The organism is Nocardia ninae NBRC 108245 (assembly GCF_007990755.1).
GTDB lineage: Bacteria > Actinomycetota > Actinomycetes > Mycobacteriales > Mycobacteriaceae > Nocardia > Nocardia ninae.
In genome coordinates, this window is record NZ_BJXA01000012.1 from 52,823 (window position 1) to 66,565 (window position 13,743).

Below are 13,743 nucleotides of genomic sequence, written 5' to 3' on the forward strand. Positions count from 1 at the left end.
GTACTGCTGTGACCATGGTCGCAATTTCGCGGCTACGAGGTGGTGAATCGGGGTTCCGGAGGCGCTGCGGGGAATCCGTGTGAATCGGATATGACGCATCCAATAGGATTCCACCAGCAGCAATGTGGGTAGGGAACGAGCCGTGCCCGCGAACCGATCCCCAGGGGAGAGTCGAACCACCGTGGCCGACGACAACGACGCAGTCGAGCAGAACGCGACGCTGACCGAGGAGGCACTGGCCGCAGCCGCGGCGGCGGCCGAAAAGGCGTTCGCCGCTGCCGCCGACCTGGACGCGCTCGCGGTCGCGAAAACCGAGCATCTCGGCGGCAAGGCGCCGCTGGCGCTGGCGCAGCGCGCGCTGGGCAGCCTGCCCAAGACCGAGAAGGCCGACGCGGGCAAGCGGGTCAACGTGGCGCGCGCCCGGATCTCCGAGGCGTTCGAGGCGCGCCGCGCGGCGCTGCTCGAAGAGCGGGACGCCGCGGTGCTGGTGGCCGAGGCGATCGACGTGACGCTGCCCGCCCGCAGGCACCCGTTCGGCGCCAGGCATCCGATCACCGTCATCTCCGAGCAGGTCGCCGACGTGTTCGTCGCGATGGGCTGGGAGGTCGCCGAGGGTCCCGAGGTGGAGACCGAGCACTTCAACTTCGACGCGCTCAACTTCCTGCCCGACCACCCGGCCCGCACCATGCAGGACACCTTCCACATCGCGCCGGAGGGCTCGCGCCAGGTGCTGCGCACGCACACCTCCCCGGTGCAGGTGCGCTCGCTACTGGAACGCGAGCTGCCGATCTACGTGGTGTGCCCCGGCCGCACCTTCCGCACCGACGAGCTCGACGCCACGCACACTCCGGTGTTCTCCCAGGTGGAGGGCCTGGCCGTGGACAAGGGCCTGACCATGGCGCACCTGCGCGGCACGCTGGACGCGTTCGCCCGCGCGCTGTTCGGGCCGGACACCCGAACCAGGATGCGCCCCAACTACTTTCCGTTCACCGAGCCCTCCGCCGAGGTCGACGTCTGGTTCCCGGACAAGAAGGGCGGCGCGGGCTGGGTCGAGTGGGGCGGGTGCGGCATGGTGAACCCGAAGGTGCTGATCGCCAGCGGGATCGATCCCGAGGTGTACAGCGGGTTCGCCTTCGGCATGGGCCTGGAGCGGACACTGCAGTTCCGCAACGGCATCCCGGACATGCGCGACATCGTCGAGGGCGATGTGCGTTTCACGCTGCCCTTCGGCATCCGGTCCTGAGCCGGCCCCCACCGAGACCACCCTTCGATCGAGAGAGCGAAACGTCAAGTGCGAGTAGCGCAGTCCTGGCTGACCGACATCATCCAGCGCACCGTCCCCGACTGGTCGGTGACGGCGGAGGAACTCGACGCGGGCTTCGTCCGGGTGGGGTTGGAGGTCGAAGAAGTCGACAAACTCGAACGGATCGGCGGCGATATCGACAAGCCGCTGGTCGTCGGCCGCGTCGCCGAGATCACCGAGCTGACCGAGTTCAAGAAGCCGATCCGCTTCTGCAAGGTCGACGTCGGTAACCCGGACCTTCAGGAAATCGTCTGCGGGGCAACCAACTTCGCCGTCGGCGACCTGGTTGTGGTGGTGCTGCCCGGCGGTGTGCTGCCCGGCGGCTTCGCCATCTCCTCGCGCAAGACCTACGGGCACGTCTCCAACGGCATGATCTGCTCGGTCGCCGAACTCGGTATCGGCAAGGATCATGCGGGCATCCTGGTGCTGGAACCGGGCACCGCCGAGCCCGGCGCGGACGCGAACGAGCTGCTCGGCCTGGACGATACGGTCATCGAGCTCAACATCACTCCCGACCGCGGTTACTGCTTCTCGGTGCGCGGCCTGGCCCGCGAACTCGCCTGCGGCTTCGACCTCGACTACGCCGATCCCGCCGTGCGCACGCTGGCGGACGACGAGCAGGACGCCTGGTCGGTCCGGCTCGAGCCCGACTCGCAGTGCACCCGTTTCGCGGTGCGCCGGGTCACCGGTATCGACCCGAATGCGGTGAGCCCCTGGTGGTTACAGCGCAGGCTGCTGCTGTCCGGTGTGCGCCCGATCTCGCCCGCGGTCGACGTCACCAACTACGTCATGCTGGAACTGGGGCAGCCGCTGCACGCCTTCGACGCGGCCAAGCTGACCGGCGGCCTGGTGGTGCGCACCGCCAACAAGGGCGAGACGCTGCGCACCCTCGACGAGGTCGAGCGCACCTTGGACGCCGAAGACGTGGTGATCGCCGACGATTCCGGCGTCATCTCGCTGGCCGGCGTGATGGGCGGCGCGACCACCGAGGTCGGCGCGGAGTCGACCGACATCGTGCTGGAAGCCGCCACCTGGAACCCGCTGCTCGTCTACCGCACCTCGCGCAGGCACAAGCTGGTGTCCGAGGCGGGCAAGCGGTACGAGCGGGTGGTCGACCCGGAGATCAACGTGGCCGCGCTCGACCGGGCCGCTACGCTGCTCGCCGAAATCGCCGGTGGCACTGTCGAATCCGCGCTCACCGACGTCCGCGTCCCGGTGCCGCCCGCGGCGCCGATCCGGATGGACATCGACCGGGCCGACCGCGTCGCCGGTGTCGTCTACCCGACCGGTACGTCCGCACGCAGGCTCGCGCAGATCGGCTGCACCGTCGAGGTCGCCGTCGACGAGACCACCGGCCACGGGCAGCTCGCGGTCACCCCGCCGAGCTGGCGGCCCGACCTGGTCCAGCCCGCCGACCTGGTCGAAGAGGTGCTGCGGCTGGAGGGGCTCGAGCAGATCCCGTCCGTGCTGCCCACCGCGCCGGCCGGTCGCGGCCTCACCGCCACCCAGCGGCGGCGCCGCGCGGTCAGCCGCGCACTGGCCTTCGCCGGTGCCGTCGAGGTGCCCGCGCCGGTGTTCCTGCCCGCCGGCGTCTTCGACACCTGGGGTCTGGACGCCGACGACCCGCGCCGCGCGACCACTCGGGTGCTGAACCCGCTCGACGTGGAGCGCGCCGAGCTGGCCACCACGCTGCTGCCCGGACTCCTGGAAGTGGCCGCCCGCAACATCTCTCGCGGCGCCCGCGACCTCACCATCTACGGCATCGCGCAGGTGGTGCTGCCCGGCGACAACGTGCGCCCGGTCGAGGCACTGCCGGTCGACCGTCGCCCCACCGACGAGCAGATCGCCGGCCTGATCGACTCGCTGCCCGCGCAGCCGGTGCACGTCGCGGCTGTTCTCACCGGTCGCCGCGAGCCGCGCGGTGCGTGGGGGCAGGGCCGTCAGGCCGAAGCCGCCGACGCCTTCGCCCTCGCCGATGCGGTGGCCGACGCGGCGGGTGTCACGATCGAACGCCGTCCGGCTGCGCAGCTGCCCTGGCATCCGGGTCGCTGCGCCGAACTGGTGGTGGACGGCACGGTCGTCGGTCACGCCGGCGAACTGCACCCCGCTGTGCTGGAACGCTCCGGTCTGCCGCCGAGGACCTGCGCCGTCGAACTCGACCTCGACGCACTGCCGCTGCTCGAATCCCGCCCCGCCCCAACGATTTCCCCGTTCCCGGCGGTGCTCCAGGACGTCTCGGTCAGTGTCGAGAAGAGCACTCCCGCCGCGTCGGTGGAATCGGCGCTGCGCACCGGCGGCGGCGACCTGCTCGAGGACATCGCCCTGTTCGACGTCTACGAGGGCACGCAAGCGGGTGAGGGCCGCAAGTCCCTCACCTACGCCCTGCGTTTCCGGGCCACCGACCGCACCCTCACCGAGGACGAGGCCAGCGCCGCCCGCGACGCCGCGGTAGCGGCGGCGGCCGATGCAGTCGGCGCGGTCCTGCGCGGATAGCCTTCGAACCGTCCTGCCGCGCATGGAGTTGCCAGCAGTTCCATGCGTGGCAGAACCGGGGTGGAAGCAAGGAGAGGCATGGCCAAGCGCCTTACTAACCCGTTGGTCGACCGCCCCGCACCACTGGGAAGTCTGCTGTCCGCCGCGGCACGCACCTTGGCGGCCGAACTGGACGCGGGCATCGCCGCCGCCGGTTTCACCGACGTGCGTGCCGCGCACGCGCCGGTCTTCCAGCTGATCGAACCAGACGGCACCCGGCAGACTGCGCTCGCCGAGCGGGCCGGGATGACCAAACAGGCGATGGGCGAGCTGATTCGCCATCTCGAACAGCACGGCTACGTCGAGGTCGAGGTGGACCCGGCCGATCGGCGCGCCCGCCTCGTCCGCCTGACCACCCGCGGCTGGGCCGTCGTCGACGCGGGCATCGCGGTGGTCGAGCGTTTCGATCGGCACCTGGACGAGATCGTCGGCGCGGACGAGGTCACCCGGCTGCGCGGCACGCTGCTGCGCATCATCGGTGGCGCGGGCTCGAGCCATGCGGCCGGACCGCAGAGCACGAAAGTCATGCGGGTCGAGTGACCATAACGGTCGGGGGAGAGTAAGAACGACATCATGCGACATCCGGCCAGTCCGATCCTGAACGCGCTGACCTATCTGCCGGATCGGCGGATCCTGCAGACGCCGGCCATCCTCGGCATGGCCTACACCGACCTGTCGATCAGCACGGCGGACGGGGAAACGCTGCACGGCTGGTGGTTGCCCGCGCCGAAATCGGTCGGCCACATCCTGTTCGCGCACGGCAACGCGGGCAATATCGGCGATCGGGTCGCGCTGTTCGCGCTGCTCGTAGAGGCCGGGTTCGATGTGCTCGCGTTCGACTATCGCGGATACGGGCGCAGCACCGGCCGCCCCACCGAACACGGCACCTATCTGGACGCCCGCGCGGCCCGCCGGGTACTGCTCGAGCAACCCGGTGTCGACGCGAATCATGTTCTCTACCTGGGGAAGTCACTCGGCGGCGGTGTCGTGCTCGAACTCGCCCAGGCGCATCCGCCCGCGGGCGTGATGCTGATGTCGACCTTCTCCGGCCTGCGCGACGCCGCCAGATCCGTCTATCCGTTCCTGCCCGGCCCGCTCGTCCCCGACGCGTACCCGAACGCGCGGCGCATCCGCACCCTGCGCTCCCCGGTTCTGATCATGCACGGCGACCAGGACGAACTCCTGCCGCTGCGGCACGCCGAACGCCTCTACGCCGCGGCCCGCGAACCGAAACGCCTGCAGATCTTTCCTGGCGCGGGCCACAACGACCTGATCATGGTGGGCGGCTCGGCCTGGTTCGAGCTGGTGCGTGACTGGGCCGGTGCCATCGTCCGGTCGTGAGGCGGCGCGCCTTGTGCTGCGTAGCCTGGTGCCATGACAGAAAACAGCGAGATGGCGGCCCGTCTGGCGGCACTGTCCGACCGCGAACTGATCGGCGTGCTGCTGGTCGCCACGGCGGAACGACCCGGCTTCGCGACCGTGCACGCGGCCCTGATCGGCCTCCTGGAAACCGGTGATGCGACCGCCTCACCAGGTGTGACTCCTACCACGATGCCTACGTCGGTGCATGACGCTCCGCCGCTGCACGACGTATCCGGCCAGGTCGGAGGGGGCTCCGCAGTACCCGCGGTACCGGTACCGCCGACCGGTATCACGGCACCGACTGAGACGGGTGGATATTCCTCCTCCGGTGTCCCTACTTGGGGGTCAGTTCGCGATAAGGTCGAGCAGCGCTACGGCACCGCGCAGGGGATGAGCGAGCTCGACCAGCAGACCCCGGCGGGCCGCAGCGCCGACGAGCAATGGGACGCGCGCGAGCAGGCGGCGCGTGAACGCCTGGATCAGATACGGAAGTCGTTGCGCGGCAACGACACCGAAACACACGGGCCGTAACCTGGCCGGGCGCCGTACTACGACTGTGATTGGTGGAACTCGATGCCCGAGCCGCGCGAGATTGCTGAACGGCTACTCGATGCCCAGGTCGACTTCGTGCTGGCCGAGGTCAGTGGCGACCGCTTCGCCGAAGTCGTTGCCCGCGATGTCGAGTCGGTGCTCGGTGTCGCGGACACTCTGATCTTCCGCGACATCGTCGAGGTCGATCAGGCCAAGCAGACCGTCGCGACGATCATCGACCTGATCGGTGGCAGTCCGGTGCTCGCCGACATGGTCGGGGTATTCGCCGATTCGATCTACGACCACATCGCGAACAACAACGACTACACCCTCGGCCAGGTGGTCGACCGCGAACCGGTGGAGGCGTTGCTGGAGAAGATCTTCGGCATGCACCAGGCGCAGGAGCGCATCCTGGACCGGCTCACCGAGAGCCCGCTGGTCGCCACCGTCGCGTCGAAGTTCGTAGACAAGTTGATCTCCGATTTCATGGAGGCCAATAAGCAGTTCGCCGGCAAGATCCCCGGTGTCTCCTCGCTGATCTCGATGGGCCAGTCCGCCGCCAAGAGCGCGAAGAAGGCGACCGAGAGCACCTTCATCGGCGACATGGCAGGCAAGGGCGCGGTTTTCGCGCTCAAGCGCACCAACAACGCGATCCGGGAAATGTTGCGCGACGCACCGGTGCACGACGCCGCGATGGAATTCTGGGACCTGCACGCCGACGAACCGGTGAGTGGGCTGCGCGATTATCTGTCGCAGCGGGACCTGAACGAACTGGTGCTGCTCTGCTATGAAATCGCGGTCACCACCAGGGAGAAGGAATACTTCGGTCTGCTTGTCGAGGAATGCGTCGAGGTGTTCTTCACGAAGTACGGCGATTACACGCTCGCGGCCATGCTGCCCGAGCTCGGCCTCTCCGGTGCCGACATCACCACCGAAATCCTGCGCTACGGCCCCGCCGTCATAGACGGCGCGAAGCGAAACGGCGTGCTGTCCAAGCTGATTCGGGAGCGGCTCGAGCCGTTCTACACCTCCGAGCAGGTCCTCGCGATCCTCGGCGGCGCGTAGTTCCACCGCCACTTGCTGGCGCGTTGCTGATCGGCGCCGAGTAGACGTAACTCTCGGTGCCGCCAAGTGGTGTGTGCCGTGCCGGCACGAGGTGCGAGCAGGTCGCCGACTCCGCTACTATCCGAGGGCATTTCGGGTCGGCGCCCGGAGTGTCGACGGTTCTTCCTGTTGATCCCCCCGACCGGGTGGGTTATTAGTTCTGCTTCAACCTTGTACAAGATTAACTGACCGCAACTGGACAGTTAGTAGCAACAGGTTGCAGCTCGGGTTGAAAAGTATGAACAAAGTTCCCCATCCGGGGTTCTCGAGTTGACGCCGGACCGGGCATATGGGATTTTGCTCGGAGACTTTCCGTGCGCTCGTCGTGGAGCTGTCACGGCCGGCTTTTCGGAGGAGTAGCAGGTTGGTGCGTTCGCGTCTACGGCAACCAAAGCCCGGGGACACACCGGATCTCATATCTGCGGTTTCCCCCGGGATACCCAGCGGCAGAATGGCGGCCATCGTCCGGCCCCGCACCATCGGTGGTCAGCTCACCCGAATTCTCGCGCTCGCGCTGATTTTGGTGCTCGCCCTGCTGGGAGTCACTGTCTTCCGGGAGATCTCGGACTATCGCGAGTCCAACGACACGGTGAAGGCCGTCTCGCTGGCGCTGAGCGTGCAGGACCTCACCAACCAGATCCAGCGCGAGCTCGGGCTCAGCAATGGTCTGCTCGGTGGTGACAACCGTCTGCAGCAGCCCCTGATCGACCAGCGGGGCAAGGTCGACGCGGCACTCGCCTCGCTGACCGCCGACGCGGCCGGGGACGCCCCCGGCGCCGATCAGGTGCGCTCGGCGCTCGGCCAGCTGAACCTGCTGTCGAACACCCGCACTCAGATCGACTCGCGCCGCGTCAGCAGGCAGGTCGTCTTCCAGTTCTACACCGACGGCGTGAGCGCGCTGAACCGCCTCGCGCTCGGCCTCGACCAGGCCCGCGACCCGCAGATCCAGCGCGGACTGCAGGCGCTGTACGCGCTCGGCGCGGCCAAGGAAGAGGTCGACAAGGAGCGAGGCTTCCTCAACGGCGTCTTCACCGCGGGCCGGTTCAACGGCGGTGAGTACGTGCAGTTCATGGAGATCCGCTCCACCAAGCTCGCGGGCTTCACCGCGTTCTCCCGCTACGCGACCAAGAGCCAGCAGGCCAAGCTGGACGCGGCGATGTTGAGCGAGAACGCCACCAAGGCAGAGCAATCGGAGAACATCGCGATCGCCTCCAGCGAGGGCCCGCTGGTCCGCGAGGTCGATCCGATGACCTGGTGGACGCAGATGTCCAGCGTCCTCGATGAACAGCGCACCGTGCAGCAGGCGGTCGGCAACGACGTGCAGGAGCGCGCGGACAGCCTGCGTAATGCCGCTGCCACCAAGCTGATCGCCTTCCTCGTCATCTCCGCGATCGCCATCGCCGCCATGATCGTGCTGGTGATCACCTCGGTGCGCGCCATCGTGCGCCCGCTGGCCGCGTTGGCCGGCGAGGCCGACGATGTGGCCTCGCGCCGCCTGCCTCAGGTCATCGAGGCGTGGTCGCGGGCCGACGACAGTCGGCCGGAGGCGCCGATGCCGGTGCAGGCCCCGCCCGGGGCGAGTACCGAGATCGCCGCCGTGGCAGGCGCACTCGACCGGGTGCAGACCACCGCCTTCGAACTCGCCTCGCAGCAGGCGCTGGTGCGCCGCAACACCACCGAGTCGATGGCCAACCTGGCCAGGCGCAACCAGAACCTGGTTCGCCGCCAGCTCGGCCTGATCAGCGAGTTCGAGCGCGAGGAACTCGATCCCAAGGGTCTGTCGAACCTGTTCGAGCTCGACCACCTGGCCACCCGCATGCGCCGCAACGCCGAGAGCCTGCTGGTGCTCGTCGGTGAGGCCAGCCCGCGGCGCTGGGCCCAGCCCATCGCGTTGAGCGACGTGATCCGGGCCGGCCTGTCCGAGGTCGACGACTACCGCCGGGTGGTACTGCGCCGGGTGGACGACGTCATGATCACCGGCGCGGTGGTCAGCGAGCTCGCGCACATGCTCGCCGAGCTGATCGAGAACGGACTCGCCTTCTCCCCACCGGATCTCGAGGTCGAGATCTACGGCCGCCGGGTGCCGCACGGGTATCTGCTGGCGGTCGTCGACCACGGTGTCGGCATGCCGATGGACCAGCTGGCTCAGTCGAACGCCAGGCTGCGCGGTGAGCAGGACTTCATCGTCGCGCCCACCCGCTACCTGGGCCACTACGTGGTCGGCCGGCTGGCCGAGCGGCTCGGTATCGACGTCGAGCTGAACGTCTCGCCGGTCAGCGGCATCGTCGCGCGGATGTCGCTGCCGCTGGAGATCCTTGTCCAGGAACAGGATCGGCGGCCCGCCGCGGTGCAGGCCAAGATCTCTGGCGCCGGGCTGGAGCGCTCCTGGGGCGCCGACTCGGAGTCGACCAGCGTGCCCGAGCTCGAACCGTCGCCCACCAACGGCGCGATGACCTCGCCCGCGGTGATCCGCGGGACCAACGCGCCGGAGCCGACTGTGCCGACCCGGCGGGGTCCCGCACACGCGGCGCCGTCGAACGAGCACAACGGCACGCCTCGCCAGGCCGAGGGTCCGTGGACCGCGGCACAGCGGGCGATACCGCGCGAAGAGCGGTTCGACACCGGCCCGCAGCACGCGGCACCGCCCGCCTCCGGGCCCGCCACCTCCGCGTACTCCCAATTCGTGTCCCCGCCAACGGTTTCCACCCCGCCGGACAACGCGGACCGGTTGCTGACCGATACCGGTACGTGGCGGCTGCCGGATGCGCCGCCGGAGCCCCACCACGGCGTCAACGGGGCGGCGCCTGCGGGCGCGGGACCGCGCACCACGCGTAACGGACTTGTCAAGCGCAACAAGAAGTCTCGTTCCGCGGGCACGGCGCCGGGCACCGAACCGCGCCGGGAAACCAACGGCGCCAACGAACGTCGCGATCGGGCGCCGATTCCGGAACGCTCGCCGGAGGAAACCCGTAGCATGCTTTCGTCGTTCCGGGCCGGACACGAGCGCGGTGTACCGCCGCCGCCGTCGACGACCCGTCCGTATGTCGGTGCCCGCGACCACGACGCCCGCGCCGACGATCAGGCTCAGACCATCGCAGAGGAGAACCGGTGACCACTCACTTGCCGAGCGCCGACCCGCACACGTTCAACTGGATGCTCGCCAACTTCGTCCGGGAAACCGACGGCGTCCGCGACACCGTGGCGGTCTCCTCGGACGGATTGCTCATCGCGATGTCCGATGGTCTGGACCGCACCTCAGCCGACCGGCTCTCCGCCATGGTGTCCGGTCTGGCCAGCCTCGCCAAGAGCGCATCGCGCAGTTACTCGTTCGATGGGCTCAAACTGATCATGATCGAGATGAAGCGGGGCTTCCTGCTCGTCTCGGCCATGGGTGACGGCAGTTGCCTGGGCGTCATCGCCGACGGTAACTGCGATGTCGGTCTGGTCGGCTACGAAATGGCCGTGCTGGCCGAACGCGCCGGGTCGCTCCTTGACCCGACGTTGATTTCCGAATTGCGAGAGACGTTGCGAAGATGAGAGATCCTGACCGGCCGAGGCTGCCGGACCCGCGGATGATCCCGATGAACCAGATGTTCGGATGGTTCGATCCGGATCGTCCAGGCCAAAAAGAAGCCCCGGCCGAAGAGCTTGTCGACAGTGATGAACAGTTTGTGCGTCCCTTTGTCGTCACCGCGGGGCGCACCACGCCGTTGATGGACGGTTTGCGCATCGAAACCCTGGTGCAGGCACCGCCTTCGGCGCTGTCCGCACCGCTGCAGTTCGAGCAGCGCACCGTGGTGCAGCTCTGTCAGCAGCCGCACTCCATCGCGGAAATCGGTACCGCGCTGCGCGTTCCGGTCGGTGTCGCGAAGGTCGTCGTGAGCGACCTCGTCGCCGGGGGCTACGCGACGGTGCGTGAGGCCGATCAACTGTCCACCGCTGCCATCGAGAGGATCAGGGACCTTGTACGGGCACTCTGACAACCCGCCGCCCGCCCCGACGATGCCGTCCTCGGTCAAGATCGTGATCAGCGGTGGATTCGGCGTCGGCAAAACCACGTTCATCGGCGCCATCTCCGAGATCGAGCCGCTGGTCACCGAGGCCGCGATGACCGAGGTCGCGATCGGCGTCGACGATCCGGGCCGGCGCGCGGAGAAGACGCAGACCACGGTCGCGCTCGACTTCGGCCGAATCACCTTGGACCGCTCGCTGATCCTGTACCTGTTCGGTACGCCGGGCCAGGACCGATTCGTCTTCCTGTGGGACGACCTGGTCGACGGCGCGCTCGGCGCGGTGATCATGGTGGACACCAGCCGGATCGGCGACTGCTACCCGGTGCTGGACTACTTCGAGGAGAAGCAGACGCCGTTCGTGGTGGTGGTCAACCGCTTCGACAACGGCATGCATTTCGACCTCGGCGAGGTGCGCGAGGCGCTGGAACTCGACGACTGGATCCCGGTGCTGGAATGCGATGCGCGCGACCGGGAATCGGTGAAAGAGGTGCTCGTGGCGCTGCTCGAGCAGGTCCTCTTCCATCGACTATCCGTGCAGGGAATGCCTGCCTGACCACTCTCCGCCGAACGGGACATGACCGCGACAACTGTCGCCGTCATGTCCCGTTCGGTGTCTAGGGTGGCGGGGTGGGTGAGATGAAGGAGCGGATGCTCCGCGGGGAGTTGTACCGGGACAACGACGCCGAGTTGGTGGCGGAGCGGCAGCGGGCGCAGGCGCTCTGCGCGGAGTTCAACCGGTCCGAGGCGGGCGAGGGGCGCGACGCCGTGCTGCGCGAACTGCTCGGGAAGCTGGGGGAGGGGTCGTGGATCATGCCGCGATTCCAGTGCGACTACGGGTATCTCATCGAGATCGGGACGAACAGTTTCCTGAATTACGATGCGATCCTGCTCGATTGCGCGCCGATAGTCATCGGCGACGATGTGTCGATCGGGCCGCGATGTCAGCTGCTGACGGCGCTGCACCCGATGGAAGATCACGAGCTGCGCAGGCAGCGGTGGGAGACCGCGGCGCCGATCCGGATCGGCAACAATGTGTGGTTCGGCGGCGGGGTCATCGTGTGCCCTGGCGTCACGGTCGGCGACGACACCGTGGTCGGCGCGGGCAGCGTGGTCACCCGGGACCTGCCGTCGCGGGTGTTCGCGGCAGGCAATCCGGCGCGGGTGATCCGGCAGCTGTAGCGCGCCGCATGTCGTAGCGGATAGTTAGCCTGGGGGCATGTTGCGGACGTTGGCTGTCGAGAACTACCGGTCGTTGCGACAGCTGGCGATGCCGCTGGGGCGGCTCAACGTGGTGACCGGGGCCAATGGCAGTGGGAAGTCGAGTCTCTATCGGACGTTGCGGCTGCTGGCGGACTTCTCGCGCAACGGAGCCATCGCCGCGCTGGCCCGCGAAGGCGGCGTGGCGTCGGCGCGGTGGGCGGGGCAGGGCAGCACGCCCAGCGGTGATGCCGCGCTGCGGGTCGGCTTCGCCGGCGAAGACTTCGGGTACGCGGCCGAGCTCGGCACGCCGACCCCCGACCGCGAATCGAAGTTCAATCTCGACCCGGTGATCAAGGCCGAGGCGGTCTGGGCCGGGCCGGTGCTGCGCCCCTCGACCCTGCTCGCGGATCGCGGCGGCCCGGTGGTGCGCCTGCGCGCCGACGACGGCGGCTGGGCGATGGTGCCGCACGCGCTGCAACCGTTCGACAGCATGCTCAGCGAGCTGGCGGATCCGCAAAGCGCGCCGGATCTGCTGGTGCTCCGCGAGCGCATCCGGTCCTGGCGGTTCTACGACCACCTGCGCACCGACGCCGACGCGCCCGCCAGGTCGCCGCAGATCGGCACCCGCACCACCGTCCTCGGCCACGACGGCGCCGACCTGGCGGCGGCCTTGCAGACCATCCGCGAGATCGGCGACGCGCACCTGCTCGACAAGGCGATAGATCGCGCGTTCCCCGGCAGCGAGGTCGAGATCGTCGACTACGACGGCAGATTCGAGCTCGCGCTCTATCAGCGCGGTCTGCTGCGCCCGCTCGGCGGCGCCGAACTGTCCGACGGCACCCTGCGCTACCTGCTGCTGGTCGCGGCGCTGCTGACCCCGCGTCCCCCCGAACTCCTGGTCCTCAACGAACCCGAGACGAGCCTGCACCCCGAACTGCTCGTGCCGCTCGCCGAGCTCATCGCCACCGTTGCCGAGGACACCCAGGTCGTCGTCGTCACGCACGCCCGCCCGCTGGTCGCCGCGCTGGCGCAGAGCACACCGGAGTTGCAGACCATCGAGCTGGTCAAGGAGAACGGCGCAACCACCATCGCGGGCCAGGGCATGTTGGATCAGCCGCCCTGGTACTGGCCGAAACGGTAGGCCTCGTGGGCTGTGATGACGACCTCCGATGAATTCCGCTCGGCAGCGCCGTCGATAATGTTGTCCCGCTTTACCGAAGGAGAACACACACCATGAGCAACGGCAAAGACCTCGCCCTCACCCACGTCGGCGTGCTCGTCGGCGACCAGGACAAGGCCCTCGAGTTCTACCGCGACCTGCTCGGCCTCGAGCTCCGCCAGGACATGCCGTTCCCCGGCGGTCGCTGGCTGACGGTCGGCCCGGCCGGTCAGCCCACCATCGAGTTCCTGCTGGAGACCCCCGCGATGGTGCCCGACGACGCGGCGCGCGCGGCGGCCGAGTCCCGCCTGAACAACGGCGCGGCGGGCATGCTCATCTTCACCACCGAATCGGCCGACGACACCTTCGCTCGCCTGCGGGACGCGGGGGTCGAGGTCACCCAGGAGCCGATCACCCAGCCGTACGGCATGCGCGACTGCGGCTTCCGCGACCCCTGGGGCAACCACCTGCGGTTCTCCCAGGTGCTCGGCTGAGCCGGACGAAACTCGTTGACTCCCCGGGTTTCCCGGGGGTCACCC

13 protein-coding genes are annotated in these 13,743 nt (G+C 68.5%); all 13 read left to right on the forward strand.

The genetic code is table 11. The features are described 5' to 3' along the window. Window positions 1-181: 181 nt before the first annotated feature. The 13 genes from pheS to NN4_RS11810 all read left to right on the forward strand — a co-directional run bounded on the left by pheS (window position 182) and on the right by NN4_RS11810 (window position 13,698). A complete protein-coding gene (gene pheS / locus NN4_RS11750; protein WP_107655320.1) occupies window positions 182-1,243 on the forward strand; it encodes a phenylalanine--tRNA ligase subunit alpha in 1,062 nt (353 codons plus the stop codon). Between the two features lie 48 nt (window positions 1,244-1,291). Next, on the forward strand, window positions 1,292-3,796 hold the full coding sequence (gene pheT / locus NN4_RS11755) for a phenylalanine--tRNA ligase subunit beta (RefSeq protein WP_147129952.1): 2,505 nt from the start codon (window positions 1,292-1,294) through the stop codon (window positions 3,794-3,796). A gap of 78 nt (window positions 3,797-3,874) precedes the next feature. Further along, entirely contained in the window at window positions 3,875-4,375 is a 501-nt protein-coding gene (locus NN4_RS11760; RefSeq protein WP_147129953.1) for a MarR family winged helix-turn-helix transcriptional regulator, read from the forward strand. Window positions 4,376-4,408: 33 nt separating this feature from the next. Continuing rightward, window positions 4,409-5,176, forward strand: a complete 768-nt coding sequence (locus tag NN4_RS11765) for an alpha/beta hydrolase (RefSeq protein WP_147129954.1) — start codon at window positions 4,409-4,411, stop codon at window positions 5,174-5,176. 33 nt (window positions 5,177-5,209) lie between these two features. Next, the gene (locus NN4_RS44880) at window positions 5,210-5,728 is read left to right on the forward strand and encodes a hypothetical protein (RefSeq protein ID WP_186818373.1); all 519 of its coding nucleotides are present in this window, start codon (window positions 5,210-5,212) and stop codon (window positions 5,726-5,728) included. Between the two features lie 42 nt (window positions 5,729-5,770). Beyond that, a complete protein-coding gene (locus tag NN4_RS11775) occupies window positions 5,771-6,793 on the forward strand; it encodes a hypothetical protein (RefSeq protein ID WP_147129955.1) in 1,023 nt (340 codons plus the stop codon). A gap of 490 nt (window positions 6,794-7,283) precedes the next feature. Then, the gene (locus tag NN4_RS11780) at window positions 7,284-9,944 is read left to right on the forward strand and encodes a sensor histidine kinase (protein WP_147129956.1); all 2,661 of its coding nucleotides are present in this window, start codon (window positions 7,284-7,286) and stop codon (window positions 9,942-9,944) included. Beyond that, window positions 9,941-10,369 carry a roadblock/LC7 domain-containing protein gene (locus tag NN4_RS11785; protein WP_234390822.1) on the forward strand — a complete coding sequence of 143 codons (429 nt, stop codon included), beginning with the start codon at window positions 9,941-9,943 and terminating at the stop codon, window positions 10,367-10,369. The genes NN4_RS11780 and NN4_RS11785 overlap by 4 nt, the downstream gene beginning before the upstream one ends. 44 nt (window positions 10,370-10,413) lie before the next feature. Continuing rightward, window positions 10,414-10,812, forward strand: a complete 399-nt coding sequence (locus NN4_RS11790; protein WP_228541460.1) for a DUF742 domain-containing protein — start codon at window positions 10,414-10,416, stop codon at window positions 10,810-10,812. Between the two features lie 22 nt (window positions 10,813-10,834). Beyond that, on the forward strand, window positions 10,835-11,398 hold the full coding sequence (locus NN4_RS11795; RefSeq protein WP_135237973.1) for a GTP-binding protein: 564 nt from the start codon (window positions 10,835-10,837) through the stop codon (window positions 11,396-11,398). 74 nt (window positions 11,399-11,472) lie between these two features. Beyond that, complete coding sequence (locus NN4_RS11800; protein ID WP_147129957.1) at window positions 11,473-12,024, forward strand: sugar O-acetyltransferase; 552 nt, start codon at window positions 11,473-11,475, stop codon at window positions 12,022-12,024. Between the two features lie 37 nt (window positions 12,025-12,061). Further along, window positions 12,062-13,186 (forward strand): AAA family ATPase, encoded by a 1,125-nt coding sequence (locus tag NN4_RS11805; protein WP_147129958.1) that lies wholly within the window; start codon window positions 12,062-12,064, stop codon window positions 13,184-13,186. A 92-nt stretch (window positions 13,187-13,278) separates the two neighbouring features. Further along, a complete protein-coding gene (locus tag NN4_RS11810) occupies window positions 13,279-13,698 on the forward strand; it encodes a VOC family protein (protein ID WP_147129959.1) in 420 nt (139 codons plus the stop codon). The last annotated feature ends 45 nt before the right edge of the window (window positions 13,699-13,743 follow it).